Source organism: Psychromonas aquatilis (assembly GCF_038155185.1).
Taxonomy (GTDB): Bacteria; Pseudomonadota; Gammaproteobacteria; order Enterobacterales; family Psychromonadaceae; genus Psychromonas; species Psychromonas aquatilis.
The window spans coordinates 1-209 of record NZ_JBAKAZ010000464.1 but is presented as its reverse complement, the minus strand read 5'-3'; the positions used below and the strand labels follow the sequence as shown (position 1 = coordinate 209).

General features: G+C 34.9%; 1 pseudogene. It reads left to right on the top strand.

The annotated features are described in order from the left end of the window. Positions 1-209, top strand: a pseudogene (locus V6256_RS16175) (NAD(P)H-dependent oxidoreductase); the annotation flags it as partial.

Sequence of the window (209 nt, the reverse complement as noted above, 5' to 3'; positions counted from 1 at the left end):
TATCAGCTTCATCAATTCACTCACAACCATGGAAATTTATTGTGATTGAGAGTGAGCAAGCGAAACAACGTTTACATGATACTTTTGCTAACAAGCACCAGATTAACCAATTACATGCAAAAGAAGCATCACATACGATTTTATTGGAATACGATCCTAAATTAACCAAGCATAAATACCGTAAACGTCTTGATGTAGAAGTTAGCTCA